Source organism: Pseudomonas sp. QL9 (assembly GCF_041409665.1).
Classification (GTDB): domain Bacteria; phylum Pseudomonadota; class Gammaproteobacteria; order Pseudomonadales; family Pseudomonadaceae; genus Pseudomonas; species Pseudomonas knackmussii.
Map to the genome: position 1 here is coordinate 261,957 of NZ_CP166971.1, position 21,904 is coordinate 283,860.

A 21,904-nucleotide genomic window follows, 5' to 3' on the forward strand; every position below is an offset into this window, starting at 1 on the left:
GCTGATGCCCGCCGGTTGCATGAAGGCCGGGCCGGGCTCAGCGAGCCTGGGCGCGGGCATGGAAGATGAAGCCGATGCTGTTCATCAGCAGCTGCGCGGCGAGGATCGAGGTGACCCCGGTGGGGTCGTAGGCCGGCGCCACTTCCACCAGGTCCATGCCGACCACGCGGCCGTGGCTGCGCTTGGCCAGCGCCTGGATGATTTCCAGCACCTCGTAGTAGAGGAAGCCGCCGTGGCTGGGGGTGCCGGTGCCGGGGGCGATGGACGGGTCGAAGCCGTCGATGTCGATGGTGATGTAGTAGTCGCGGCCCTGCGGGATCATGTCGACCACCGCGTCGCAGCCCAGGCGGCGCACGTCGCGCACCGAGAGGATCTGCGAGCCGGCCTCGCGGGCGGCGTCGTAGTCGGCGCGGTTGGACGAGGACACGTTGCGGATGCCCATCTGGGTCATGCCGACGATGTGGTCCATCTCCGAGGCGCGGCGCAGCGGGTTACCGTGGCCGTAGCGCACACCGTGGCGCTCGTCGACGAAGTCCAGGTGCGCGTCGAAGTGCACGATGTGGATCGGCCCGCGGCCCTCGAAAGCCTTGATCACCGGCGCGTGGATCGAGTGGTCGCCGCCCAGCACCACCGGCATGGCGCCGCAGGCGAGGATCTGGCGCACGGCCGATTCGATGTTGTCGTTACTGCTTTGCATGTCGGTGTGCACGATGTCGGCATCGCCGACGTCGACCATGCGCACCTGGTCCTCGGTGAGGTAAGTGGCGTCGTCCTCGTGGTCGTAGGCGCCGGAATGACCGAAGGAGAACAGCGTGGATGCCTCGCGGATGCCGCGCGGTCCGAAGCGCGCGCCGGAGCGCCACTGGGTGCCCATGTCGTTCGGTGCGCCGAGGATGGCGACGTCGGCGTCGATGGCGTTCCAGTCGGTGCAGATGGGCGCCTTGGCGAAGGTGCAGTGCCCGACGAAGGGCAGGTTCAGGCGACCGGATTCATAACCGTGCTTGGCCATGTTCGTGCTTCTCCAATTCTTGTTCTTGGTGGGGAGGCGGAGCGGACGCTGCGACCGCCGTTGGACCGAATATGGGCGCAGGCGGCCGCCTGAAAAATGCGCAAGTACAGATACTCACATCGCCGATCCCGAAGTATCGAACCCACCCTTTCCCCATCATCCACGCGCGAGCGGGAGCGCCCGCGCGCTGTCTGCAGCGGGGCTTTCGGGGTCAGTCGGATACTCGTTTGGAAAGCGCTCGGACGCTACAAGTCCGGGAATTCCGGCACGTTCGTACAGGCCCGGCGGCGGCAACCGGCGTTGCCGCCGGCGGCGCCCGCGGTTTACCTTGGAAAAAACAAGTCGATCCAACGCTCATATCAGCCCGGGCGATGTGAAAGTTGGACGGGAGGCCCGCGTGATCCAGCTGCACGACGTCGACCTGAAACTCCTCAGGGTGTTCGCCACCATCGTCCGCTGCGGCGGCTTCTCCGCCGCCCAGGCCGCGCTCAACGCCGGCCAGTCGACCATCAGCGAACAGATGACCCACCTGGAGACGCGCCTGGGGGTCAAGCTCTGCCAGCGCGGGCGCAGCGGCTTCCGCCTCACCGAGCAGGGCGTGGCGATCCACGAGGCGACCCTGCGCCTGCTGGCCGCGGTGGAAGGCTTCTGCCTGGACGCCGACGTGCTCAAGCAGCACATCAGCGGCAAGCTCAACCTCGGCATCATCGACTCGACCCTGACCGACCCGGACTCGCCGCTGCCGCGCACCACCCAGCGCTTCGTCTCGCGCGGCCACGACGCCCACCTCAACGTCTACATCGGCGCCCCGGCGGAGCTGGAGGAGCGCGTGCTCGACGGCCGCCTGCACCTGGCCATCGGGCACTTCCCGCTGCGCGTGCCGGGGCTGTCGTACCTGCCGCTGTACCAGGAGGCCCTGGGCCTGTTCTGCGGCCGCCGCCACCCGCTGTTCGCCAGCAAGGAACAGAACGGCCGCCTGCTCGAAGAAGTGCGCGCCTGCCGCATAGTCGCGCGCGGCTACATGCAGCAGTACGACCTCGAACAGCTGGGCGTGAGCAAGGCCGCCGCCACCGTGGAGAACATCGAGGCGGCGGCGATCCTGATCATCTCCGGCGCCTACATCGGCTTCCTCCCGGCGCACTTCGCCGAGCAGTGGGTGAAGACCGGCGAGATGCGCCGCCTGGGCGCCAGCGCGCTGAACCTTATGTCGCCGTTCGACGCCATCACCCGCCGCGGCGTGGCGCCGCCGCCGATCCTGCGCGCCTTCCTCGAAGACCTCGCGGCCAACACGCGCCAGCCCGTGCACGGCTGACCTCCCCCTTTCACGCAGGACCCATTCATGCGCATCCACGTCAGCTTCATCGACCGCGTCGGCATCACCCAGGAAGTCCTGGCCCTGCTGGTCGGCCGCAACCTCAACCTCGACGCCGTGGAGATGGTGCCGCCGAACGTATACCTGGACGCCCCGGCGCTCAGCTTCACGGTGTTCGACGAACTGCGCGAGGCGCTGCTGCAGGTGCGCGGCGTGCAGACGGTGACCGTGGTCGACATCCTCCCCGGCCAGCGCCGCAGCCTGCAGCTGGACGCCCTGCTCGCGGCCATGAGCGACCCGGTGCTGGCGGTGGACCGCGACGGCCTGGTGCTGCTCGCCAACCCGGCGCTGCAGCAGCTGTGCGAAGAGCCGCCCGAAGGCCGCCCGCTGGCCGAGCTGTTCGACGATCCGGCGCTCGCCACGCAACTGCTGGAACAGGGCTTCCGCCTGCCGCTGAGCGAAGTCACCCTGCGCGGCCAGGCGCTGCTGCTCGACGCCATGCCGATCCACGAGAACGACACCCTCACCGGCGCGCTGCTCACCCTCTACCCGCCGAACCGCATCGGCGGGCGCCTCGCCGCGCTGCACCACGACCATGCCGAAGGCTTCGACGCGCTGATCGGCGATTCCCAGCCGGTCCGCGCGCTCAAGGCCCGCGCCCTGCGCGTCGCCGCCCTGGACGCGCCGCTGCTGATCCACGGCGAGACCGGCACCGGCAAGGAGCTGGTCGCCCGCGCCTGCCACGCCGCCAGCGCCCGCTGCGACCAGCCGTTCCTAGCGCTGAACTGCGCGGCGCTGCCGGAGAGCCTCGCCGAGAGCGAGCTGTTCGGCTATGCGCCCGGCGCCTTCACCGGCGCCCAGCGCGGCGGCAAGCCGGGCCTGCTGGAGCTGGCGCACCAGGGCACGGTGTTCCTCGACGAGATCGGCGAGATGTCGCCCTACCTGCAGGCCAAGCTGCTGCGCTTCCTCAGCGACGGCTGCTTCCGCCGCATCGGCGGCGACCGCGAGGTGAAGGTCGACGTGCGCATCCTCAGCGCCACCCACCGCGACCTGGAGAAGATGGTCGGCGAAGGCAGCTTCCGCGAAGACCTGTTCTACCGCCTCAACGTGCTCAACCTGGAAGTGCCGCCGCTGCGCGAGCGCGGCCAGGACATCCTGCAACTGGCGCGGCACTTCATGCGCCAGGCCTGCACGCAGATCCAGCGGCCGCCCTGCCGGCTGGCGCCCGAGGCGTTCCCCGCGCTGCTGGGCAACCGCTGGCCGGGCAACGTGCGCCAGCTGCAGAACGTGATCTTCCGCTCCGCCGCCGTCTGCGAGGGCACGCGGGTCGAGCTGGCCGACCTGGACATCGCCGGCACTGCCGTGGCGCGCCCCGGCAGCGGCGAAATCGGCAGCCTGGAAGAAGCCGTCGAGGGCTTCGAGAAGGACCTGCTCAGCCGCCTCTACGGCAGCTACCCGTCCACCCGCCAGCTCGCCGCGCGCCTGTGCACCTCGCACAGCGCCATCGCCATCCGCCTGCGCAAGTACGGCATCCCGGCAAAGGCCTGACCCCGCTCGCGGGCCTCAAGGACGGGCGCTTCCGGCGCCCGTATCGATTTCAATACGCCGTATCGATTTCAATCCAAAGCACGCAACGCCAGGCACCACGCGGGGTGCCCGGCAATGCCCGGCATGCGGACGGCACCAGGCGTATGGGATTCGATACGCGCAAGCCCATCCCGATATCCCGAATAAATTTCAAGTCATTGTTTCTATTGAATAAATAGAGATTGGCACCGCCCTTGCTCTTTCCTCCTCGAGACCGCTCGCTGCCCGGCACGAGCCCGTTAACCATCGCCCGCCAGAAGAAGCGGCGAACCCCACCTCGAGGAGTCACCCCATGAGCGAAGTACGCTTTACCGTCGAACACGAATGGCTGCGCCTGGAAGCCGATGGCCTGATCACCGTCGGCATCACCACCTACGCCCAGGAGGCGCTCGGCGACGTGGTGTTCGTGCAGCTGCCGGAGCCGGGCACCTACGGCGCCGGCCAGGAAGTGGCGACCCTGGAATCGGTGAAGGCGGCGAGCAACATCACCATGCCGCTGGATGGCGAGGTGGTCGAGGTCAACGCCGCCCTGGAAAGCGCGCCGGAACTGGTCAACGAAGACGCGCTGAACGGCGGCTGGTTCTTCCGCATGCGCCCCAGCGACGCCGGCCAGTTCGGCGAACTGCTCGACGCCGCCGCCTACCTCAACCTCACCCAAGCCAACGCCTGAGGCCCGCGCCATGTCCAAGCACACCGGTGCCCCGGGCACCTCCGGCGAATTCGTCGGCCGCCACATCGGACCGCGCGAAGGCGACGTCCGCGCCATGCTCGAACTGCTCGGCTATGCCGACCTCGAGGCGCTGACCGCCAGCGTGATCCCCGAAAGCATCAAGGGCACCAGCGTGCTGGACGGCGCCGAAGGGCTGAGCGAAGCCCAGGCGCTGGCCGAGATCCAGGCCATCGCCCGGCGCAACCATCTGCTGCGCAACCACATCGGCCAGGGCTACTACCCCTGCCACACGCCCTCGCCGATCCTGCGCAACCTGCTGGAAAACCCGGCCTGGTACACCGCCTACACCCCGTACCAGCCGGAAATCTCCCAGGGCCGCCTGGAGGCCCTGCTGAACTTCCAGACCCTGGTCAGCGACCTGACCGGCATGCAGATCGCCAACGCCTCGCTGCTCGATGAGGCGACCGCCGCCGCCGAGGCCATGACCTTCTGCAAACGCCTGGCGAAGAACAAGGCGGCCCAGGCTTTCTTCGCCTCCGCCCATTGCCACCCGCAGACCCTTGCCGTGCTGCGCACCCGCGCTGAACCGCTGGGCATCGAAGTGGTGGTCGGTGACGAAGCCGAGCTGCGCGACTTCAGCCCCTACTTCGGCGCCCTGCTGCAGTACCCGGCGAGCAACGGCGACGTGTTCGACTACCGCGTGCAGATCGACGGCTTCCACGCCGCCGGCGCCCTGGTGGCGGTGGCTGCCGACCTGCTGGCCCTGACCCTGCTGACCCCTCCGGGCGAATTCGGCGCCGACGTGGTCCTCGGCAGCGCCCAGCGCTTCGGCGTGCCGCTGGGCTTCGGCGGCCCGCACGCGGCCTTCTTCGCCACCCGTGACGCCTTCAAGCGCGACATGCCCGGCCGCCTGGTCGGCGTTTCCATCGACCGCTTCGGCAAGCGTGCGCTGCGCCTGGCCATGCAGACCCGCGAACAGCACATCCGCCGCGAGAAGGCCACCAGCAACATCTGCACTGCGCAGGTGCTGCTCGCCAACATCGCCAGCATGTACGCCGTCTACCACGGCCCGCAGGGCCTGCAGCGAATCGCCGAGCGCGTGCATCGGCTGGCCGCGACACTCGCCCTGGGCCTGGCCAAACTGGGCGTGGCGGTGGAACAGGAATACTTCTTCGACACCCTGACGCTCATCCTCGGCAGCAGCCGGCAGGTCGTCGAACTGCATGCGCGGGCTCGCGCCGCTGGCATCAATCTGCGTGAAGTCGATGCCCTGCGCGTCGGCATCTCCCTCGACGAGACCAGCACCCCGGCCGACGTCGAGCAGCTCTGGGCGCTCTTCGCCGAAGGTGGCGCACCGCTCGCCTTCGACACCCTCGCCGCCTGCGCCGCCAGCCGCCTGCCGGTGGCCCTGCTGCGCCAGTCGGCCTTCCTGCAGCACGAAGTGTTCAACCGCTACCACTCGGAAACCGAGCTGATGCGCTACCTGCGCAAGCTGGCGGACAAGGACCTGGCGCTGGACCGCAGCATGATCCCGCTGGGCTCCTGCACCATGAAGCTCAACGCCGCCAGCGAGATGATCCCGGTCACCTGGGCCGAGTTCGGCAACCTGCACCCGTTCGCGCCCGCCGAGCAGAGCCAGGGCTACCGGCAACTGACCGACGAGCTGGAAGCCATGCTCTGCGCCGCCACGGGCTACGACGCCGTGTCGCTGCAGCCCAACGCCGGCTCCCAGGGCGAGTACGCCGGCCTGTTGGCCATCCGTGCCTACCACGCCAGCCGTGGCGAAGGGCATCGCGATGTCTGCCTGATCCCCTCCTCCGCTCACGGCACCAACCCGGCCACCGCACAGATGGCCGGCATGCGCGTGGTGGTCACCGCCTGCGACGCCAAGGGCAACGTCGATATCGACGACCTGCGCGCCAAGGCCGAGGAACACCGCGAGCGCCTGGCGGCGATCATGATCACCTACCCCTCGACCCACGGCGTGTTCGAGGAAGGCATCCGCGAGATCTGCGCCATCGTCCACGACAATGGCGGCCAGGTTTACATCGACGGCGCCAACATGAATGCGATGGTCGGCCTCTGCGCGCCGGGCAAGTTCGGCGGCGACGTGTCCCACCTGAACCTACACAAGACCTTCTGCATCCCCCACGGCGGTGGCGGCCCGGGTGTCGGCCCGATCGGCGTGAAGGCGCACCTCGCGCCCTTCCTGCCGGGCCATGGCGAACAGCTGGAACGCAAGGTCGGCGCGGTGAGCGCCGCACCGTTTGGCAGCGCCAGCATCCTGCCGATCACCTGGATGTACATCCGCATGATGGGCGGCGCTGGCCTGCGCCGCGCCTCGCAGATGGCGATCCTCAACGCCAACTACGTGGCCCGACGCCTGGAGGAGCACTACCCGATCCTCTACACCGGCGAGAACGGCCTGGTGGCCCACGAATGCATCCTCGACTTGCGCCCGCTCAAGGAGTCCAGCGGCATCAGCGTCGACGACGTGGCCAAGCGCCTGATCGACTACGGCTTCCATGCGCCGACCATGTCCTTCCCGGTGGCCGGCACCCTGATGGTGGAGCCGACCGAGAGCGAGTCGCAGCAGGAGCTGGACCGCTTCTGCGACGCCATGATCCGCATCCGCGAGGAAATCCGCGCAGTGGAACGCGGCGAGCTGCACGCCGATGACAACCCGCTGAAAAATGCCCCGCACACCGCGGCGGAGCTGGTCGGCGAGTGGTCGCACCCGTACAGCCGCGAGCTGGCGGTATTCCCGGTCGCCAGCCTGGTCGACGGCAAGTACTGGCCGCCGGTGGGCCGCGTGGACAACGTCCACGGCGACCGCAACCTGATCTGCGCCTGCCCGTCCCTGGAAAGCTACCAGGAAGCCTGAAGCTGCCCGGCGCGCCCGGCGTTGGCCGGGCGCGCCTCACCCGACATTCGTGAGGTAATCCCATGTTCAGCAAGCATGACCAGATTCAAGGCTACGACGACGAACTCTTCGCCGCGCTGGCCGACGAGGAAGCCCGCCAGGAAGACCACCTGGAGCTGATCGCCTCGGAGAACTACACCAGCAAGCGCGTCATGCAGGCTCAGGGCAGCGGCCTGACCAACAAGTACGCCGAAGGCTATCCGGGCAAGCGCTACTACGGCGGCTGCGAGCACGTCGACAAGGTCGAGCAGTTGGCCATCGACCGCGCCAAGCAACTGTTCGGCGCCGACTACGCCAACGTGCAGCCGCACTCCGGCTCCTCGGCCAACAGCGCCGTCTACCTGGCCCTGCTTAACGCTGGCGACACCATCCTCGGCATGAGCCTGGCCCACGGCGGTCACCTGACCCACGGCGCCAAGGTCTCGTCCTCTGGCAAGCTGTACAACGCCGTGCAGTACGGCCTGGACACCAAGACCGGGCTGATCGACTACGACGAAGTCGAGCGCCTGGCCGTCGAGCACAAGCCGAAGATGATCGTCGCCGGCTTCTCCGCCTACTCGAAGACCCTCGACTTCCCGCGCTTCCGCGCCATCGCCGACAAGGTTGGCGCGCTGCTGTTCGTCGACATGGCCCACGTCGCCGGCCTGGTCGCCGCCGGCCTGTACCCGAACCCGCTGCCCTACGCCGACGTGGTCACCACCACCACCCACAAGACCCTGCGCGGCCCGCGCGGCGGCCTGATCCTGGCGCGCAGCAACGAAGAGATCGAGAAGAAGCTCAACTCCGCCGTCTTCCCCGGCGCCCAGGGCGGCCCGCTGATGCACGTGATCGCCGCCAAGGCGGTGTGCTTCAAGGAAGCGCTGGAGCCCGGCTTCAAGGACTACCAGGCCCAGGTCATCAAGAACGCCAAGGCCATGGCTGAAGTCTTCATCGACCGCGGCTACGACGTGGTCTCCGGCGGCACCGACAACCACCTGATGCTGATCAGCCTGGTCAAGCAGGGCCTGACCGGCAAGGAGGCGGACGCCGCCCTCGGCCGCGTCGGCATCACCGTGAACAAGAACGCCGTACCCAACGATCCGCAGAGCCCCTTCGTCACCTCCGGCATCCGCATCGGCACTCCTGCGCTGACCACCCGTGGTTTGAAAGAGGAACAGTGCCGCGAGCTGGCGAGCTGGATCTGCGACGTGCTCGACCACCTGGGCGACGCCGACGTCGAGGCCAAGGTGGCCACCCAGGTCGCCGGCCTCTGCGCCGACTACCCGGTCTATCGCTGAGATTCCCCGAGGCGCCTTTCGTAGGAGCGGGCCATGCCCGCGAAAAGCATCGCGGGCGCGGCCCGCTCCTACCGGTAGAGCGCCACGATTCGAGACTTCAGGAGCCTTTCCATGTCACTCAGCGTCTTCGACCTGTTCAAGATCGGTATCGGCCCATCCAGCTCGCACACGGTCGGGCCGATGCGCGCGGCGGCGCGTTTCGTCGATGGCCTGCGCCGCGAGGGCCTGCTGGCGAACACCCACAGCTTGCGCGTGGAGCTGTACGGCTCGCTGGGCGCCACCGGCAAGGGCCATGGCAGCGACAAGGCCGTGCTGCTCGGCCTTGAGGGCGAGCTGCCCGACAGCGTCGATACCGAGGCCGTCGAGCCACGCCTGCAGGAAATCCGCCGCAGCGGCCAGCTGCGCCTGGGCGGCGAACGCCTGATCGGCTTCGTCGAGAAGGAGCACCTGGCGCTGATCCGCCGGCCGCTGCCCTACCACCCCAACGGCATGATCTTCCGTGCCTTCGATGCCGCCGGCCTGCAGGTCCGCAGCCGCGAGTACTACTCGGTGGGCGGCGGCTTCGTGGTCGACGAGGAAGCGGCCGGGCACGACCGCATCGTCGCCGACCGCACGCCGCTGCGCTTCCCCTTCCGCACCGGCGGCGAGCTGCTCGACCAGTGCCTGACCCACGGCCTGTCGGTCAGCGACCTGATGCGCGAGAACGAGCTGGCCTGGCGCAGCGCCGGGGAAACCAGCGCGGGCCTGGCGCGCATCTGGCAGGTGATGCAGGACTGCGTGCGCGCCGGTTGCCGCAAGGAAGGCATCATGCCCGGCGGGCTCAAGGTGCGGCGCCGCGCCGCCGCGCTGTACCGCCAGCTCAGCGAGCGCCCGGAAGCCAACCTGCGCGACAGCCTCAGCGTGCTCGACTGGGTCAACCTCTACGCCCTGGCAGTGAACGAGGAAAACGCCACTGGCGGGCGCGTGGTGACAGCTCCCACCAACGGCGCGGCCGGCATAGTCCCGGCGGTGCTGCACTACTACAGCCGCTTCGTGCCCGGCGCCAGCGACGACGGCGTCGAGCGCTTCCTGCTCTGCGCCGCCGCCATCGGCATCCTCTACAAGGAGAACGCCTCCATCTCCGGCGCCGAGGTCGGCTGCCAGGGCGAGGTCGGCGTGGCCTGCTCGATGGCCGCCGGGGCGCTCTGCGAAGTCCTCGGCGGCACCCCGCAGCAGGTCGAGAACGCCGCCGAGATCGGCATGGAGCACAACCTCGGGCTGACCTGCGACCCGGTCGGCGGCCTGGTCCAGGTGCCCTGCATCGAACGCAACGCCATGGGCGCGGTGAAGGCCATCAACGCCGCGCGCATGGCCCTGCGCGGCGACGGCCAGCACTTCATCTCGCTCGACAAGGTGATCCGCACCATGCGCCAGACCGGCGCGGACATGAAGAGCAAATACAAGGAAACCGCGCGCGGCGGCTTGGCGGTCAACATCATCGAATGCTGAGCGCACCGCCCGCCCCACCTATCCCGAACGTACCGAGAGCGGAACCCGACATGACTACCGAAATCCTCGCGCAAACCCCGCTGCACGCCCTGCACCTCGAACTGGGCGCCCGCATGGTGCCCTTCGCCGGCTACGAGATGCCGGTGCAATACCCGCTTGGGGTGCTCAAGGAGCACCTGCACACCCGCGAAAAGGCCGGCCTTTTCGACGTCTCGCACATGGGCCAGATCATTCTGCGCGGCGAGGACGCCGCCCACGCCCTGGAAAGCCTGGTGCCGGTCGACATCCTCGGCCTCGCGCCGGGCCAGCAGCGCTACGCGCTGTTCACCGACGCCGAGGGTGGCATCCTCGATGACCTGATGGTGGCCAACGCCGGCGACCACCTGTTCCTGGTGGTCAACGCCGCCTGCAAGAAACAGGACCTGGCTCACCTGCGCAAGCACATCGGCGCCCGCTGCGAAATCCAGCCGCTGTTCGAGGAACGCGCCCTCCTCGCCCTGCAAGGCCCGGCCGCCGTCGAGGTGCTCGCGCGCCTCGCCCCGCAGGTCGCGCAGATGACCTTCATGCAGTTCACCCGCCTGCCGCTGCTGGGTGCCGACTGCTACGTCAGCCGCTCCGGCTACACCGGCGAGGACGGCTTCGAGATTTCCGTACCGGTCGAGCACGCCGAGTCCCTGGCTCGCGCCCTGCTGGCCGATCCCGACGTGCAACCCATTGGCCTCGGCGCGCGTGACTCGCTGCGCCTGGAAGCCGGCCTGTGCCTCTACGGCCACGACATGAACCCCCAGACCACGCCCATCGAAGCGGCGCTGGCCTGGGCGATCTCCAAGGAGCGCCGCGCAGGCGGTGCGCGCGTTGGCGGCTTCCCTGGCGCCGAGCGGGTCCTGGCCCAGCAGGCCGAAGGCGTGGCGCGCAAACGTGTCGGGCTGCTGCCTCAGGAGCGCATGCCGGTGCGCGAAGGTGCGGAGATCGTCGATGCCGACGGCCAGGTGATCGGCCAGGTGTGCAGCGGCGGTTTCGGTCCGAGCCTGGGTGGGCCGGTCGCCATGGGCTACCTGCCCGCCGAGTTCAGCGCCCTGGGCACCGAGGTCTGGGCGCTGGTGCGCGGCAAGCGCGTGCCCATGCAGGTGGCGCGCACGCCCTTCGTGCCGCAGCGCTACTACCGCGGTTGAGCCTTCACTCAACAACCGATCCTTGAGCGGCTTGCCCGACGAACTCGTTACCGAGTCCGTTCGCGAGCAAGCTCGCTCCTACAGAAAGAGAGCCCCACCATGGAATCCACGAAGTCGGCCTCCAAGGTCGAGGTAGGCGTGAAGCTGCGCGGCGCCGAGAAGGTCGCGCGCATTCCGGTGAAGATCATTCCCACCGACGAGCTGCCGAAGAAGCCCGACTGGATTCGCGTGCGCATCCCGGTTTCGCCCGAGGTCGACCGCATCAAGCAGCTGCTGCGCAAGCACAAGCTGCACAGCGTCTGCGAAGAGGCGTCCTGCCCGAACCTGGGCGAGTGCTTCTCCGGCGGCACCGCGACTTTCATGATCATGGGCGACATCTGCACCCGCCGTTGCCCGTTCTGCGACGTCGGCCACGGCCGGCCGAAGCCACTGGATCTCGATGAGCCGAAGAACCTCGCCATCGCCATCGCCGACCTGCGCCTGAAGTACGTGGTGATCACCTCGGTGGACCGCGACGACCTGCGTGACGGCGGCGCCCAGCACTTCGCCGACTGCCAGCGGGAAATCCGCCTGCTGTCCCCCGGCATCCAGCTGGAAACCCTGGTCCCGGACTACCGCGGACGCATGGACATCGCCCTGGAGATCACCGCCAACGAGCCGCCGGACGTGTTCAACCACAACATGGAAACCGTGCCGCGCCTGTACAAGTCCTCGCGCCCGGGCTCGGATTTCGAGTGGTCGCTGGACCTGCTGCAGAAGTTCAAGCAGATGGTTCCGCACGTACCGACCAAGTCCGGCCTGATGCTCGGCCTGGGCGAGACCGACGACGAAGTCATCGAGACCATGCAGCGCATGCGCGAGCACGACATCGACATGCTGACCCTCGGCCAGTACCTGCAGCCCTCGCGCAACCACCTGCCGGTGCAGCGCTTCGTCCACCCGGACACCTTCGCCTGGTTCGCCGAAGCCGGCGAGAAGATGGGCTTCAAGAACGTCGCCTCCGGCCCGCTGGTGCGTTCCTCGTACCACGCTGACCAGCAAGCGCACGGCCTGGGCTAATCCTCGGAGCGGCTGCTGCCCTCGCGATCGCGCTCGTAGTGGTGCTTGAGCGGGAACGCCGGCAGCCATGCCTCGCGGCGGATGGTCCAGAGCTCGTAGGTCGGCGTCAGCTGGTCCGGGGCGTCGAGCGCGCCGAGGTTCACATTGACCTCGTCGCCGGAGAGGGAAAACACCGGCGAGCCGCAACGGGGACAGAAATGCCGCCCGTCGTAGGCGCGCGTTTCGCCCTCGATGGTCACCGCCTCCTGCGGGAAGACCGCCGAGGCATGGAAGAGCGCGCCGTGGTGCTTGCGGCAATCGAGGCAATGGCAAAGGCCGACCCGATACGGCCGGCCCGTGGCGCGGAGACGGACGTCGCCGCACAGGCAACCGCCGGTGAATGTGTCCATGGTGCACCTCGTCTGGATATGCGCAGGGAGGAAGCTTAGCGCCTAGGGGCCGCCTTGGACGGCAAGCGCCTCCTGCTCCAGCCAGCCGAGGAATTCGGCGAATCCGCTCGGCTTTCGTACGGCCGCTTGGGGTCGGTTGCAGCCACTCGCGACTGGCCGACACCGGCCAGAAGCAGCCAATCGGCGGCGACTCGGGGTTCGGCACGCAAATTGACCTAGCGCAAGGCTAAGACGCTCATCATCTTCAAAATTGGTTCCGTTTAGTGCTGAACGACTATTAGCACGATGCAAAAGACGTCAATTCACCCCCAATCAGTGGGAGGGTAGTGTTATGCGCCGAATCATTGCAGCCTCTGTGATTGCCGGACTCGTGTCCGGTTACGCCTGTATGGCCGTTGCCGAAGACCAGGAGAGGAAACAGGATCAAACGCAAGATCGAACCCAGACCCAGACCCAGACCCAGACCCAGACCCATGATCGTATCTATGGCAGTCAGCTCATGACGCCGCAGGAGCGCAGTGAGTATCAGCACAAGATGCGCAACGCCAAGACCGCCGAGGAACGCGAGCAAATACGCCAGCAGCATCATGCCGAGATGCAGAAGCGAGCCAAGGAGAAAGGCATGACATTGCCCGATGCGCCTCAACCCGGAAAAGGCGGCATGGGGCCCGGCATGGGAGGTGGTCAGGGAGCGGGGGCCGGTAAAGGCGGTGGACAGGGCGGAAATGGAGCGGGCGGCGGAAACGGCGCTGGCAAGGGGGGGAGTTAGCGCACCTTTAAGGGGATTGCCACTCAGGTCCGTGGAGGTGCGGTGTAGGCCACTGCGCTTCCTGTCAAAAGATTTAGGTGGCGTGGCCAAGCAAAAACTGGACACTGGTTTCCGCCGCCTCTACCGGGGCGAGGCGAGCCGTAATACACCGGGAAACAGGCTGGGACTGAGCATGGTGTCGGCAGTGGCGCGACTGCACGGCATGAGCCTGGAGATTTATGACGCGCCGCCTGGTTGTCGCACGGAAATGATTAGTAAGGCGGCGCCCCGGTGAATCCCTTCACGCACGAGAGGGAGAGGACCATGCCTGCATGGCTGGTTTTTGTAGTGATAGGTACCGTCAGCGGAGTGGCGGCAGGTTTGTTCGGCGTCGGAGGCGGGCTGATCGTCGTGCCAGCGCTGATCTACTGGGCGGGCTTTCCCCAGCACATGGCCACTGGAACCTCGCTCGCCGTGCTATTGCCTCCGATCGGCCTCGCCGCGGCGCTCGAGTACTACCGCAATGGCAACGTGGACGTAACGGCAGCGATAGTAATCGCAATCACCATGTTCCTCGGAGCATGGCTTGGTGCTCGCATCGCCAGCCATGTCAGCGGGGCGCACCTGCGCCTGTTGTTCGGCATCTTCGTGTGTTGCCTGGGCATCTACCTCGTCTACGGCGCCTATGAACGTCTGCGGTGATTGCGTGAGTCCGTGAACGTCTACGCCCCGCGCCAATTCGGTAAAGGACAGCTGTACGACGAATAAAGCTGTGCTGCTGAAGTTGATTCACATCAATGAGCTCTTTGCTAGTTGCCCCACATTGAAATTTTCCACTTCGCCTCAGAGAGAAGGCGGATGGATGACGGAATTTTTCTTTCCTAGGCTGGCACTGTCCCGCTGTGTGAGGCGCTTCATGAACAACAGAGTTCTCGTTTCACCGTCCGAATTGGCGGCAATGATCAATCGTGAGCCCATGGTACTCATCGACACCCGAGATGCCGCGAGTTACGCCGAGGCTCATCTACCGGGCGCGGTAAACATCCACGAAATATTTACCTACTTGGCGACCACCACTCCGGAAGGCTTGGTCGCATTGCGCGATACATTCGCCCAAGCATTCGCAAAGGCCGGTTTGTCTGGCAGGGAAACAGCGCTCGTATATGAGCAGTCCATGACCACCGGCTTTGGGCAGTCTTGCCGCGGCTACGTGCTGCTCCGCTATCTCGGCTACCCTCGCGACAAGATCAGGATACTGCACGGCGGCTACAACGCCTGGCGCAATGCAGGACTTCCCAGCACCAGTGAAACTTCCTCACCGGCTCCTGCCACGTTCCCCTCTGGCGAAGGAGGGCGGAGCCTCTTTGTCGATCTCGCCGAGATGAAGCGGGTGGTTGCCGACCCCCATGTCGTCAAACTTGACGTACGTGATGTCGATGAATGGATAGGCGAAAGCTCGTCACCCTATGGCAAGGATTTCTGCCCGCGCAAGGGCAGAATTCCAGGGTCGGTCTGGCTGGAGTGGTACCGGATGATGAAGCCGACGGCTCAGGGGCCGATGTTCAAGTCACCCAGTGAGATTCTCGCGGAATGCGCTACGGTCGGAATCGGCCGCGATACGCCTGTGGTGGTCTTTTGCTTCAAGGGCGCACGTGCCTCAAATACCTTTGTGGCATTGGAAGAAGCAGGAATCAGGGACGTTCGCCTCTACCTGGGCTCCTGGAACGAATGGTCCCGAGATCCGACCTTACCAATTGAGGAAGGTTTGCCCTACTAATAGCGATCAGGGGTGGCCAGCTGCAATGGGTCGATAGCTGTCGTTGGAAATGGCCCCGGCATGCAGCCTGAATCGGCCATCCGTAGGGGCGAGAAAGAAGCTGCGTTCCCACAGACGCCAGGCTTTGGGAAACTTCCTACTCGCCTATGGCGTTGCGGTCCTACAAGCCCCCTGCGTAGGGTTTCGCCCGCCGCGGATTTGCCGCGGTCAGGTGTGGAAACCTGAGGCGTTTACACGACCGCTGTAGCGGAGAAGGCCCTGCCTTAAGCAAGCCGGGCCGTATCTGGCTGTCTATGGCGGACCGTCAAGGCGGGCTTCGGCCCGGCCGGTATTCGTGTAACGTCCCGGTTTTCCACCCTTGCACGGTCCGCCTCCCTTTTCTTCCCGGTGGCGGCTTCTTGATTGCATGCAAGGAGCACAGCATGAACCCTGCCCTTTCCTTCCCTACCGATTCAGCCCTGATTCCCACCGTCTTCATCCGTCACCACCGGCAACTGCGCGCCGTGTTGATCGAGCAGCAGGCGTGGTTCGTTGCCGGCGACCTGGCGCGCCTGACCAACAGCCATATCAACGAACGCATCGTGCACAAGCTGGATGCCGACCAGCACCGCACGGCGCTGCTGCTCAACAGCCACGGCGAATGCGAAGAGGAACTGCTGCTCAGCGACAGCGGCGTCTACGCGCTGCTGATGGTGAACTTCTACCACCCGGAAAACCGCAGCCTGCGCCAATGGCTGAGCAACGACGTGCTGCCGGCATTGCGCGACGCCCAGCAGCACAATCCGCATTTGCCGCGCCGGCGCGTTGCCCCGGCGCTGGGCCGCGAGCTGGGTTTGCTGGAGTGGCAGGGCTCGGTGTGGGTGCGGCTGGGGGATGCCGTGCGGATGATGGAAATCGGCAGCTGATCGAGCCGGCAGAAAAAGCTCGGCCGCAGCCAAGCACGAGGTATGAGCGGCTGGCGGAGGTTCTTCTCCGCCAGCACTTGGGCAGGGTTACTTGACCTTCACGACGTCATCCGGCTGGTCGTAGAACGCGTCTTCGGTGCCGTCCAGTTGCAGGGCGACCGGGAATGGTCTGGATGCATGTGTGCGGAAAGTGGATAGAACCGCCCCGCCCCTGCGACGGAAACTAACCCTGCGACCTTCAGCCACAGGCTGCGGCGCACTTTCTTTCCGAATCCCTGAACCTTTCGAGGCTTGTATGAGCACCCCCGCCGAGCAACTGGAGCAACGGCTGAAACAAGAAAAAATCACCGAAGTGGAATGCGTGGTCAGCGACCTGACCGGCATCGCCCGCGGCAAGATTTCCCCCACCAACAAGTTCCTCGGCGAGGGGGGCATGCGTCTCCCCGAAAGTGTTCTGCTGCAAACCGTCACCGGCGATTTCGTCGACGACGACATCTATTACGACCTGCTGGACGAAGCCGACATCGACATGGTCTGCCGTCCCGACCCGAACGCCATCTACCTGGTGCCCTGGGCGCTGGAACCGACCGCGATGGTCATCCACGACACCTTCGACAAGGTCGGCAACCCCATCGAACTGTCGCCGCGCAACGTCCTCAAGCGCGTGCTGAAGCTGTATGCCGACAAGGGCTGGAGCCCGGTCGTCGCACCGGAAATGGAGTTCTACCTGACCAAGCGCAGCAGCGACCCGGACTTCCCGCTGGAAGCCCCCGTGGGCCGCTCAGGGCGACCGGAAAGCGGCCGCCAGAGCTTCTCCATCGACGCCGCCAACGAGTTCGACCCACTGTTCGAAGACGTCTACGACTGGTGCGAACTGCAAGGCCTGGACCTGGACACCCTGATCCACGAGGACGGCCCGGCGCAGATGGAAATCAACTTCCGTCACGGCGACGCGCTGAGCCTGGCCGACCAGATCACCGTGTTCAAACGCACCATGCGCGAAGCGGCGCTCAAGCACGACGTCAGCGCGACCTTCATGGCCAAGCCGATCACCGACGAGCCCGGCAGCGCCATGCACATCCACCAGAGCGTGATGGACATCGCCACCGGCAAGAACATCTTCGCCAACGAAGACGGCTCCATGAGCCAGCTGTTCCTGCAGTTCATCGGCGGCCTGCAGAAGTACATCCCCAAGGTGCTGCCGATGTTCGCGCCGAACGTGAACTCCTTCCGCCGCTTCCTGCCGGACACCTCCGCGCCGGTGAACGTCGAGTGGGGCGAAGAGAACCGCACCGTGGGCCTGCGCGTACCGGCCGCCCCGCCGGCCGCCATGCGCGTGGAAAACCGCCTGCCCGGCGCCGACGCCAACCCCTACCTGGCGCTGGCCGCCAGCCTGCTGTGCGGCTACCTGGGCATGATCGAAGGGGTCAACCCGAGCGCCCCGGTGCAAGGCCGCGCCTACGAGCGCCGCAACCTGCGCCTGCCGATCACCATCGAGGACGCCCTGGCGCAGATGGAAGAGTGCGCGGTGCTCAAGGAATACCTGGGCCACAAGTTCGTGCAGGGCTACGTCGCCGTGAAGCGCACCGAGCACGAGAACTTCAAGCGGGTGATCAGCTCCTGGGAGCGCGAGTTCCTCCTGCTGAGCGTCTGATCCGCCGCACCGCCCCATTCACAACAACAATTCGGGAGTCCCCATGAGACTGCTGCGCACCCTTGCGCCCTTCGCCCTGGCCACGCTGGCCCCGCTACTGGCTGTAAGCGCCCACGCTGAACCTACGGTCAGCGTCTACAACTGGACCGACTACATCGCCCCGGACACCCTTGCCGGGTTCCAGAAGACCACCGGGATCAAGCCGGTCTACGACGTCTTCGATTCCAATGAGACCCTGGAAGGCAAGCTGCTGGCCGGCCGTTCCGGCTACGACGTGGTCGTGCCCTCCAACCACTTCCTGACCCGCCAGGTGCAGGCCGGGGTGTTCCTGGAGCTCGACCGCAGCAAGCTGCCGAACTGGAACCACCTGGACCCGAAACTGCTCAAGCTGCTCGAGCAGAACGACCCGGGCAACAAGCACTCGGTGCCCTACCTGTGGGGCACCAACGGCATCGGCTACAACGTCGAGAAGGTCAAGCAGGTGCTGGGCGTCGATCACATCGACTCCTGGGCGGTGATGTTCGAGCCGGAGAACCTGAAGAAGCTCAACCAGTGCGGCGTCGCCTTCATGGACTCCGCCGACGAGCTGATCCCCTCGGTGCTCAACTACCTGGGCCTGGACCCCAACAGCACCAACCCGGCCGACTATGAGAAGGCCGAGGCCAAGCTGCTGCAGCTGCGCCCGTACGTGACCTACTTCCACTCCTCGAAGTACATCTCGGACCTGGCCAACGGCAACATCTGCGTGGCCTTCGGCTACTCGGGCGACGTGTTCCAGGCGGCCGCGCGGGCCAAGGAAGCCAAGAACGGCATCCAGATCGCCTACGCCATTCCCAAGGAAGGCGCGAACCTCTGGTTCGACCTGATGGCCATTCCCTCCGATGCGAAGAACCCGGACCAGGCGCTGGCGTTCATCAACTACATCCTCGAGCCCAAGGTGATCGCCGGGATCAGCCAGTACGTCGGCTACCCCAGCGCCAACGCCGACGCCAAGGCCCTGCTCGACCCGGAAATGCAGAACAACCCCGAGGTCTACCCGAGCCAGGCCGTGCTCGACAAGCTGTACATCGCCAAGGCGCCGCCGCCCAAGATCATGCGCCTGATGACCCGCAGCTGGAGCAAGATCAAGTTCAACCAATGACTCGAGAACGACCCATGACTCACTCCGACGAGCACGCCGCGTCCTACTACGCCGCCACCGCCCGCGACAAACAGCAGTACCCCTCGCTCGCGGGGGACGTTCGCGCGGACATCTGCGTGATCGGCGGCGGGCTGACCGGCGTCAACACCGCACTGGAGCTGGCCCAGCGCGGCCACTCCGTGGTGCTGCTGGAGGCCCGGCGTATCGGCTGGGGCGCCAGCGGGCGCAACGGCGGGCAACTGATCCGCGGCATCGGCCACGACGTCAGCGGCTTCGCCAAGTACGTCGGCGAGGAAGGGGTTCGCTATCTGGAACAAGCCGGTGTGGACTCGGTGGCCCTGGTCGCCGGGCGCATCCGCGAGCTGAACATCGACTGCGACCTGCGCTGGGGCTTCTGCGAGCTGGCCAACACCCCCGCGCAGTACGCCGCGATGGTCGAGGAAAAGGCAGCGCTGGATGCCGCTGGTTACCCGCATCAAACCCGGCTTGTAGCGCCGGGCCAGATGCACGAGGTGGTGGCCAGCGACCAATACGCCGGCGGCCTGATCGACATGGGCTCGGGGCACCTGCATCCGCTGGACCTGGTGAAGGGCGAGGCCCGCGCGGCGGCAAGCTTCGGCGCGCAGATCTTCGAGCAGAGCCCGGTGCTGCGCATCGAGCACGGCAAGTCGGCGGTGGTGCATTGCGCCAATGGCCGGGTGATCGCGAACACCCTGGTGCTCGGTTGCAACGCGCACCTCGACGAGCTCGAACCGAAGCTGACCGGCAAGGTGCTTCCCGCCGGCAGCTACGTGGTGGCCACCGAGCCGCTGTCCGAAGCGGCCGCGGCGAAGCTGATCCCGCAGAACATGGCGATGTGCGACCAGAAGGTGGGGCTCGACTACTACCGCCTGACGGCCGACCGCCGCCTGCTGTTCGGCGGCGCCTGCCACTACTCCGGGCGCGACCCGAAGGACATCGGCGCCTACATGCGGCCGAAGGTGCTCAAGGTCTTCCCGCAGCTGGAGAACGTGCGGATCGACTACCAGTGGGGCGGCATGATCGGCATCACCGCCAACCGCTTCCCCCAGGTCGGACGACTCAAGGCGCACCCGAACGTGTTCTTCGCCCAGGGCTACTCGGGGCACGGGCTGAACGTCACGCACTGGTCGGCCAAGCTCCTCGCCGAGGCCATCCACACCGGCCAGAGCAAGGGCCTGGACCTGTTCAGCGCGGTCCCGCACCTGACCTTCCCCGGCGGCAAACGGCTGCGCTCGCCGCTGCTGGCGCTGGGCATGGCCTGGTACCGGATGCGCGAAATCATTGGCTAAGCACTGAATGCGGTAGCACTACTTCAGCCCCCTTCATGGGGGCTTTTTTTTCCGCGCGCCGATACCCCTGTAGGAGCCGCGCCATGCGCGCGATCGCGGCCATGGGCCGCTCCTACAAGGAAACACCGTGCCGTGCGGTTCGCGAGCAAGCTCGCTCCTACGAAGGGCAGATGGTTGAAGTGGTCAAGTAAAACTGGACACTGGTTTAGGTCTATCCAGCCAGCTCTTCACGCCGTGCCGGTGTCTGGTAATCGTTGTGACTGTGTGGCCGTTGGTGGTTGTAGTAGTCGGTGACGTAACGCAGCACGTCGGCTTCCGCCTGGGGCTGATCGACGTAGCCGGAGGGCGGTATCCATTCCGACTTGAGGCTTCTGAAGAATCGCTCCATCGGCGCGTTATCCCAGCAGTTTCCTCGACCGCTCATGCTTTGCCGAATGCCGTAGCGCCAGAGCATTTGGCGAAATTCGAGGCTGGTGTAATGACAGCCCTGGTCGGAGTGAAACATCAGTTGCTGTGGCATGCCCCTGGCTTCGTAGGCCACCCGCAGAGCGCGCCCGGTGAGTTGTGAGTCGGGCCGGTTGGACATGGCCCAGCCGACGATCCGACGTGCATACAGATCCATCACGGCGGCCAGGTAGATCCAGCGGCCACCGGCCCAGATGTACGTCACATCCCCGCACCACACCTGGTTGGGGCGGCTCACATTGAACCGGCGCGCCAGCTCATTGGCCGCGATGGCACTGTGCTCCTTGGCAACCCGGTAGCGATGTTTACGGCGTTGTGTACTGACGAGCCCGGCCTCTTTCATCAACCGGGCGGCAAGGTAACGGCCTGCAGGAAAGCCCTCGTTGCGCAAGGCGGCCGATAGCGTTCGGGCACCGGCCGCGCTGCGGCTCTGGGCATGCAGTTCCACCACGCGCTGGCGTAACGCTTCTCGTCGACTGCAGACGCGTGCCTGCCGCTTTCGGGCCGCATAAACACTGCTGCGATTTACCTGGAATAACCGGCACAGTTCCGTACGCGAATACTGCTCGCCCAATGCCTCGACCAGCCTGACTAGTCGAGGGCGTCCGACATCAAGAGAGCGGTAGCCTTTTTTAGAATCTCTTTCTCCCGCTCCAAGCGGCGGACTTGCGCCTCCAACTCCTGAATGCGCCGCTGATCCTCTGTCAGCGCCTTGCTATGCGCAGGCGTCTGGCCGCCACGCTCCAGTTGCAACTGCGCCACCCAGCGACGCATCGCCGTGGGCCCCACCCCCATCGCCTTGCAGGCGGCCGGCACCGTATAGCCTTGATCCACCACCAAGCGGGCGGCTTCCAGTTTGAAATCTGGACTGAATGATCTTCTGCTCATGAACACCTCAGCTGTGGGCGAAGCTTAACGCCCTATCGGGGTGTCCAGAATCATTAGGCCACTTCAGGTGCTTCTGGGATGTAGTGGCGTTGCGAGGGGACCCCGCTCCTGTTCTGCCGGGAGACATGGG

At 66.1% G+C, this 21,904-nt stretch carries 18 protein-coding genes; 15 read left to right on the top strand and 3 right to left on the bottom strand.

Annotation, left to right across the window (positions count from 1 at the left end; translation table 11 throughout):
- Nucleotides 1-37 precede the first annotated feature (37 nt).
- Complete coding sequence (gene speB, locus ACA097_RS01265; protein ID WP_160286792.1) at nt 38-1,009, bottom strand: agmatinase; 972 nt, start codon at nt 1,007-1,009, stop codon at nt 38-40.
- Nucleotides 1,010-1,406: 397 nt separating this feature from the next.
- Here speB and ACA097_RS01270 point away from each other — a divergent pair, with 397 nt between their 5' ends.
- From ACA097_RS01270 to lipA, 8 genes are all read left to right on the top strand, one after another.
- Nucleotides 1,407-2,321, top strand: a complete 915-nt coding sequence (locus ACA097_RS01270) for a LysR family transcriptional regulator (RefSeq protein WP_043251833.1) — start codon at nt 1,407-1,409, stop codon at nt 2,319-2,321.
- 27 nt (nt 2,322-2,348) lie between these two features.
- Nucleotides 2,349-3,869 (top strand): sigma-54-dependent transcriptional regulator, encoded by a 1,521-nt coding sequence (locus tag ACA097_RS01275; RefSeq protein ID WP_371367977.1) that lies wholly within the window; start codon nt 2,349-2,351, stop codon nt 3,867-3,869.
- A gap of 331 nt (nt 3,870-4,200) precedes the next feature.
- Entirely contained in the window at nt 4,201-4,578 is a 378-nt protein-coding gene (gene gcvH / locus ACA097_RS01280) for a glycine cleavage system protein GcvH (RefSeq protein ID WP_371367979.1), read from the top strand.
- Nucleotides 4,579-4,588: 10 nt separating this feature from the next.
- Nucleotides 4,589-7,462, top strand: coding sequence for an aminomethyl-transferring glycine dehydrogenase (gene gcvP / locus ACA097_RS01285; protein ID WP_371367981.1), 2,874 nt, complete (start codon nt 4,589-4,591; stop codon nt 7,460-7,462).
- Between the two features lie 62 nt (nt 7,463-7,524).
- Complete coding sequence (gene glyA / locus ACA097_RS01290; RefSeq protein WP_371367983.1) at nt 7,525-8,778, top strand: serine hydroxymethyltransferase; 1,254 nt, start codon at nt 7,525-7,527, stop codon at nt 8,776-8,778.
- A 111-nt stretch (nt 8,779-8,889) separates the two neighbouring features.
- Nucleotides 8,890-10,266: an L-serine ammonia-lyase gene (locus ACA097_RS01295; protein WP_371367985.1), complete on the top strand. Its 1,377-nt coding sequence runs from the start codon at nt 8,890-8,892 to the stop codon at nt 10,264-10,266.
- 50 nt (nt 10,267-10,316) lie between these two features.
- On the top strand, nt 10,317-11,438 hold the full coding sequence (gcvT, locus tag ACA097_RS01300) for a glycine cleavage system aminomethyltransferase GcvT (protein ID WP_371367987.1): 1,122 nt from the start codon (nt 10,317-10,319) through the stop codon (nt 11,436-11,438).
- Nucleotides 11,439-11,537: 99 nt separating this feature from the next.
- On the top strand, nt 11,538-12,497 hold the full coding sequence (lipA, locus tag ACA097_RS01305) for a lipoyl synthase (RefSeq protein WP_371367989.1): 960 nt from the start codon (nt 11,538-11,540) through the stop codon (nt 12,495-12,497).
- Here lipA and ACA097_RS01310 read toward each other — a convergent pair.
- Nucleotides 12,494-12,886, bottom strand: coding sequence for a GFA family protein (locus ACA097_RS01310; protein ID WP_371367991.1), 393 nt, complete (start codon nt 12,884-12,886; stop codon nt 12,494-12,496). The genes lipA and ACA097_RS01310 overlap by 4 nt on opposite strands.
- 331 nt (nt 12,887-13,217) lie before the next feature.
- Here ACA097_RS01310 and ACA097_RS01315 point away from each other — a divergent pair, with 331 nt between their 5' ends.
- From ACA097_RS01315 to ACA097_RS01345, 7 genes are all read left to right on the top strand, one after another.
- Nucleotides 13,218-13,655, top strand: a complete 438-nt coding sequence (locus tag ACA097_RS01315; RefSeq protein WP_371367993.1) for a hypothetical protein — start codon at nt 13,218-13,220, stop codon at nt 13,653-13,655.
- 303 nt (nt 13,656-13,958) lie between these two features.
- Nucleotides 13,959-14,336: a sulfite exporter TauE/SafE family protein gene (locus ACA097_RS01320; RefSeq protein WP_043251818.1), complete on the top strand. Its 378-nt coding sequence runs from the start codon at nt 13,959-13,961 to the stop codon at nt 14,334-14,336.
- Between the two features lie 214 nt (nt 14,337-14,550).
- Complete coding sequence (locus tag ACA097_RS01325; RefSeq protein ID WP_371367995.1) at nt 14,551-15,411, top strand: sulfurtransferase; 861 nt, start codon at nt 14,551-14,553, stop codon at nt 15,409-15,411.
- Between the two features lie 422 nt (nt 15,412-15,833).
- Nucleotides 15,834-16,316 (top strand): Bro-N domain-containing protein, encoded by a 483-nt coding sequence (locus tag ACA097_RS01330; protein ID WP_371367997.1) that lies wholly within the window; start codon nt 15,834-15,836, stop codon nt 16,314-16,316.
- A gap of 295 nt (nt 16,317-16,611) precedes the next feature.
- A complete protein-coding gene (locus ACA097_RS01335) occupies nt 16,612-17,970 on the top strand; it encodes a glutamine synthetase family protein (protein WP_371367999.1) in 1,359 nt (452 codons plus the stop codon).
- 43 nt (nt 17,971-18,013) lie between these two features.
- Nucleotides 18,014-19,111 (top strand): polyamine ABC transporter substrate-binding protein, encoded by a 1,098-nt coding sequence (locus ACA097_RS01340; protein ID WP_043251813.1) that lies wholly within the window; start codon nt 18,014-18,016, stop codon nt 19,109-19,111.
- Nucleotides 19,112-19,125: 14 nt separating this feature from the next.
- Nucleotides 19,126-20,421 (top strand): NAD(P)/FAD-dependent oxidoreductase, encoded by a 1,296-nt coding sequence (locus ACA097_RS01345; RefSeq protein ID WP_371368001.1) that lies wholly within the window; start codon nt 19,126-19,128, stop codon nt 20,419-20,421.
- A 211-nt stretch (nt 20,422-20,632) separates the two neighbouring features.
- On the opposite strand, the gene ACA097_RS01350 is transcribed toward ACA097_RS01345, so the two are convergent.
- Nucleotides 20,633-21,774 (bottom strand): IS3 family transposase gene (locus tag ACA097_RS01350; protein ID WP_371365441.1). Its coding sequence is split into 2 segments (ribosomal slippage): nt 20,633-21,522 and nt 21,522-21,774, totalling 1,143 coding nucleotides; the frame shifts between segments, so codons are not numbered across the junction.
- Nucleotides 21,775-21,904 lie beyond the last annotated feature (130 nt).

What these genes read in the sequence shown, in the direction of transcription:
- lipA (WP_371367989.1), top strand. Translation starts at nt 11,538, where the DNA reads ATGGAATCCACGAAGTCGGCCTCCAAGGTCGAGGTAGGCGTGAAGCTG.
- gcvH (WP_371367979.1), top strand. Translation starts at nt 4,201, where the DNA reads ATGAGCGAAGTACGCTTTACCGTCGAACACGAATGGCTGCGCCTGGAA.
- ACA097_RS01295 (WP_371367985.1), top strand. Translation starts at nt 8,890, where the DNA reads ATGTCACTCAGCGTCTTCGACCTGTTCAAGATCGGTATCGGCCCATCC.
- ACA097_RS01325 (WP_371367995.1), top strand. Translation starts at nt 14,551, where the DNA reads ATGAACAACAGAGTTCTCGTTTCACCGTCCGAATTGGCGGCAATGATC.
- ACA097_RS01340 (WP_043251813.1), top strand. Translation starts at nt 18,014, where the DNA reads ATGAGACTGCTGCGCACCCTTGCGCCCTTCGCCCTGGCCACGCTGGCC.
- glyA (WP_371367983.1), top strand. Translation starts at nt 7,525, where the DNA reads ATGTTCAGCAAGCATGACCAGATTCAAGGCTACGACGACGAACTCTTC.
- ACA097_RS01345 (WP_371368001.1), top strand. Translation starts at nt 19,126, where the DNA reads ATGACTCACTCCGACGAGCACGCCGCGTCCTACTACGCCGCCACCGCC.
- ACA097_RS01320 (WP_043251818.1), top strand. Translation starts at nt 13,959, where the DNA reads ATGCCTGCATGGCTGGTTTTTGTAGTGATAGGTACCGTCAGCGGAGTG.
- ACA097_RS01315 (WP_371367993.1), top strand. Translation starts at nt 13,218, where the DNA reads ATGCGCCGAATCATTGCAGCCTCTGTGATTGCCGGACTCGTGTCCGGT.
- ACA097_RS01330 (WP_371367997.1), top strand. Translation starts at nt 15,834, where the DNA reads ATGAACCCTGCCCTTTCCTTCCCTACCGATTCAGCCCTGATTCCCACC.
- ACA097_RS01335 (WP_371367999.1), top strand. Translation starts at nt 16,612, where the DNA reads ATGAGCACCCCCGCCGAGCAACTGGAGCAACGGCTGAAACAAGAAAAA.
- gcvP (WP_371367981.1), top strand. Translation starts at nt 4,589, where the DNA reads ATGTCCAAGCACACCGGTGCCCCGGGCACCTCCGGCGAATTCGTCGGC.
- ACA097_RS01310 (WP_371367991.1), bottom strand. Translation starts at nt 12,886, where the DNA reads ATGGACACATTCACCGGCGGTTGCCTGTGCGGCGACGTCCGTCTCCGC.
- ACA097_RS01275 (WP_371367977.1), top strand. Translation starts at nt 2,349, where the DNA reads ATGCGCATCCACGTCAGCTTCATCGACCGCGTCGGCATCACCCAGGAA.
- speB (WP_160286792.1), bottom strand. Translation starts at nt 1,009, where the DNA reads ATGGCCAAGCACGGTTATGAATCCGGTCGCCTGAACCTGCCCTTCGTC.
- gcvT (WP_371367987.1), top strand. Translation starts at nt 10,317, where the DNA reads ATGACTACCGAAATCCTCGCGCAAACCCCGCTGCACGCCCTGCACCTC.